Genomic DNA, 3,353 nt, shown 5'->3' with positions numbered 1-3,353 from the left:
GCGATCTTTGAGCAGCGGAATGCAACCTTACAGCGAGCCAGGGAGCTCAATCCGGAACGCTGGGGAGCAAGGCCTGCAAGAACGTGGGAGATCAACCGGAAGGTGGTGCTGAACCCGGCCGAAAAGTGAATGTTTTTTTTCAAAAAAATGCGTCATCTTCGTTGACATTGTCCGAACGAAGGTTTGTTGATCTGGCCGGGCCATGTGCCTGTCCAGCCTTGGCTGGAACAAGCCAGCGTGTTCGTTTTGCCTTCCTACCGCGAGGGCGTGCCGCGCAGCACGCAGGAGGCTATGGCTCTGGGCCGGCCGATTATTACTACGGATGTTCCGGGGTGCCGTCAAACCGTGGAGCATGGGGTCAATGGCTTTCTTGTCCCTGTGCGTGATGCAGCAGCGCTTGCCGAGGCTATGCTACAGTTTATTGAACAGCCAGACTTAATTGATTCGATGGGTCGTAAAAGCCGTCGGCTTGCTGAAGAGCGTTTTGATGTGCATCAAGTGAATGCAAAACTCATGGCCGTACTTGGATTGAATGAATAGAGAGCCGCAGAATGAAACGACTTGTTGATATCGTGGTTGCCGCCATAGCTTTGCTTTTGCTCTCGCCACTATTGGCTCTCCTTGCCTGGCGAGTGCGCCGCAAGATGGGGGCTCCGGTGTTGTTTCGCCAGGTGCGTCCGGGACTGTATGGCAAACCGTTCGAGATGCTCAAGTTTCGTAGCATGCGTGATGTGTTCGATGTTGATGGGAGGCCGTTGCCTGATAGTGAGCGCCTGTCGGATTTTGGGCGTTGGTTGCGTGCTACGAGTTTGGATGAACTGCCGGAGTTGTGGAATGTGTTGCGGGGTGAAATGAGTCTGGTTGGTCCCAGGCCTTTATTGATGGAGTATTTGCCGCTCTATACGCCCGAGCAGGCACGCCGGCATGAGGTACGCCCTGGTATTACCGGGTGGGCGCAGGTGAATGGGCGTAATGCAGTGAGTTGGGATGATAAGTTTAAGCTGGACGTGTGGTACGTGGACAACCGCAGACTGTGGTTAGATGTCAAAATTCTCTGGCTGACGGTTCGTAAAGTGTTAGTCCGTGACGGGATTAGCGCTCCGGGGGATGTAACGATGCCTGTGTTTAAGGGTAACCATGAATAGCAAAAAAAATGTGCTACTACTTTCTGCCGGGAGACGGGTGGAGTTACTGCTTGCGATTAAAAGTGAAATCAAGGAACGCGGGTTGAACTCTCGTGTGTTTACGACAGATCTAAATCCAAAAATGTCTGCCGCCTGCCACGTTGCCGATCAGGCTTTTGCAATATCCCGTGCTACTGAAGATGGCTATATGGACCAGCTGCTGGAACTGTGTGAAGAGCAGGAAGTTGGGCTGGTTATACCGACGATCGATACGGAATTGCTGAGATTATCTGAGCATAGAGACAGATTTTCAGCCGAGGGTATTGAACTTGTTATTTCGGATGAGTCGCTGGTGCGTGTATGCCGTGACAAGCGTTTAACAGCTCAACTTTTCAATTCTGTTGGCATAGATGTGCCCAGAATATTGGATCGAAAAGAGCTAACCTTCCCTTGTTTTGCTAAGCCGTACGACGGCAGCCGCAGTGTTGGTGCTGCCAAGCTCAGTCAGGCAGCTGATCTTTCCGATGGTATGCGCGATGACCCCAAGATGATGTTCATGGAGTTCATCGATCAGAGTTTTGATGAGTACACAGTTGATGCATATTACGATCGCAAAGGCGTTTTGACGTGTTTGGTTCCTCGCCATAGGCTGGAAGTCCGCGACGGTGAAATCAACAAAGGGGTAACCCGCAAACACCACGTGTACGAGTACCTGATTGACAAACTGGCAAAGATCAAGGGTGCCCGTGGTTGTTTGACTGTCCAGCTTTTTGCGCATCCACACGAAAAGCGCTATGCAGCCCTGGAAATAAACCCTCGTTTTGGCGGTGGTTATCCGCTTTCGTATTCAGCAGGTGCCAACTACCCAGGTTGGTTGATTGACGAGTACTTGTTAACGAAAGAGATTGGTCATTTTGATGGATGGACTTCGGATTTGATGATGCTGCGTTATGACGCACATGTGCTGGTAGAAAATGCTCATTGACATTGCGCGAACGGTTGTTGTCTTTGATTTGGATGACACCCTTTATTTAGAAGCGGATTATGTGGATTCTGGTATCCGCTATGTTTGTTCGCAGATTAATACTTTGTGTGGTATCGATTGCTACGAGACTATCCAAACGCATCGCTTGCAGGACGCAAATCTTGACTGGCTATCTTTGGCATGCGAGTTGACAGGCTTAAAACCTTCAGTGAAAGAATCACTTTTGTGGATGTACAGGTTGCATTTGCCTGATATAAAACTTTCCGAGAATTGTTCTGCATCTTTAGAAAAAATCAAATCAGTAGCATTAGCCGTTGCTGTTTTAACCGATGGGCGGACTATTACTCAAAAGTTGAAACTGGTATCTCTTGGTTTAAGTCATTACCCGGCTTACGTTTCCGAGGACTACGGCAGTGCAAAGCCAGCCCCTGATCGTTTTCAAGCCATTCAAAAAGACTTTTCCGCAGAAAAATACGTATACGTTGCAGACAATGTCCAAAAAGATTTTTTAGGGTGCAAACCCTTGGGTTGGCTTGGTATAGGGATGCAGGGGAACGATCGCAACATTTATTCACAGTTAACGCAGGGTTTACCTGAAGCTGCGTTACCTGATTATTGGGTCAATAGTTGGGAAGAGTTAACCGAACTTTTGCTTAATCCATGAAGGATGACTTTGTCATCTAGATTTCGGACTAAATATGCTGAACACTCCTTTTTCCCCCTGGCCTAGTTTCACCCCCGAAGAGGCCGATGCGGTGCACCGCGTGGTCATTTCGAACAAGGTGAACTATTGGACGGGCACCGAGACCCGCGAGTTTGAAAAAGAGTTTGCCGCTTGGTGTGGCACGGCGCATGCCGTGGCGCTGGCCAATGGCACGTTGGCGCTCGATGTGGCGCTGAAGGCTTTGGGCGTGGGGCCGGGTGATGAGGTGGTGGTCACGCCGCGCACTTTCATCGCATCCATTTCGTGTGTGGTGAATGCGGGTGCGGTGCCTGTGTTTGCCGATGTGGAGGCCGACAGCGGCAATGTGTCGGCCCGCACCATTTCAGCGGTGTTGTCGCCCAGGACCAAGGCGGTGGTGTGTGTGCATTTGGCAGGTTGGCCTTGCGACATGGACCCGATTATGGCGCTGGCCCCTATGTGTTAACATAGATGTCTATAGTGGTCCCCGATTTTTAGACAGCTGTTTAAGTTGGTAACTTGCTCAAAAGAGGAGCAAGTAAATGACCAAAAGGAAACGCAA

At 50.1% G+C, this 3,353-nt stretch carries 5 protein-coding genes; all 5 read left to right on the top strand.

Features of this window, described 5'->3' with window-relative positions; all coding sequences use genetic code 11:
• Positions 1-183 precede the first annotated feature (183 nt).
• Genes EKD02_RS10850 through EKD02_RS10830 form a run of 5 tightly spaced genes read left to right on the top strand, consistent with a single transcriptional unit; the run spans position 184 to position 3,257 of the window.
• Positions 184-540, top strand: a complete 357-nt coding sequence (locus EKD02_RS10850; RefSeq protein ID WP_126385297.1) for a glycosyltransferase — start codon at positions 184-186, stop codon at positions 538-540.
• 11 nt (positions 541-551) lie between these two features.
• A complete protein-coding gene (locus EKD02_RS10845) occupies positions 552-1,145 on the top strand; it encodes a sugar transferase (RefSeq protein ID WP_126385295.1) in 594 nt (197 codons plus the stop codon).
• A complete protein-coding gene (locus EKD02_RS10840; RefSeq protein WP_126385293.1) occupies positions 1,138-2,109 on the top strand; it encodes an ATP-grasp domain-containing protein in 972 nt (323 codons plus the stop codon). The genes EKD02_RS10845 and EKD02_RS10840 overlap by 8 nt, the downstream gene beginning before the upstream one ends.
• Entirely contained in the window at positions 2,099-2,773 is a 675-nt protein-coding gene (locus EKD02_RS10835; protein ID WP_126385291.1) for an HAD family hydrolase, read from the top strand. Before EKD02_RS10840 ends, EKD02_RS10835 begins: the two co-directional genes overlap by 11 nt.
• 34 nt (positions 2,774-2,807) lie before the next feature.
• Positions 2,808-3,257 carry a DegT/DnrJ/EryC1/StrS family aminotransferase gene (locus tag EKD02_RS10830; protein ID WP_221762995.1) on the top strand — a complete coding sequence of 150 codons (450 nt, stop codon included), beginning with the start codon at positions 2,808-2,810 and terminating at the stop codon, positions 3,255-3,257.
• Positions 3,258-3,353: the final 96 nt, after the last annotated feature.

Origin of the sequence: Chlorobium phaeovibrioides (assembly GCF_003968655.1) — a bacterium.
Lineage (GTDB): Bacteria > Bacteroidota > Chlorobiia > Chlorobiales > Chlorobiaceae > Chlorobium > Chlorobium phaeovibrioides.
The sequence above is the reverse complement of the archived record's forward strand: the minus strand, read 5'-3'. Positions and strand labels throughout refer to the sequence as shown.

Excerpts from the sequence above, each read along its gene's own strand:
- EKD02_RS10845 (WP_126385295.1), top strand. The coding sequence starts at position 552 with ATGAAACGACTTGTTGATATCGTGGTTGCCGCCATAGCTTTGCTTTTG.
- EKD02_RS10840 (WP_126385293.1), top strand. The coding sequence starts at position 1,138 with ATGAATAGCAAAAAAAATGTGCTACTACTTTCTGCCGGGAGACGGGTG.
- EKD02_RS10835 (WP_126385291.1), top strand. The coding sequence starts at position 2,099 with ATGCTCATTGACATTGCGCGAACGGTTGTTGTCTTTGATTTGGATGAC.
- EKD02_RS10830 (WP_221762995.1), top strand. The coding sequence starts at position 2,808 with ATGCTGAACACTCCTTTTTCCCCCTGGCCTAGTTTCACCCCCGAAGAG.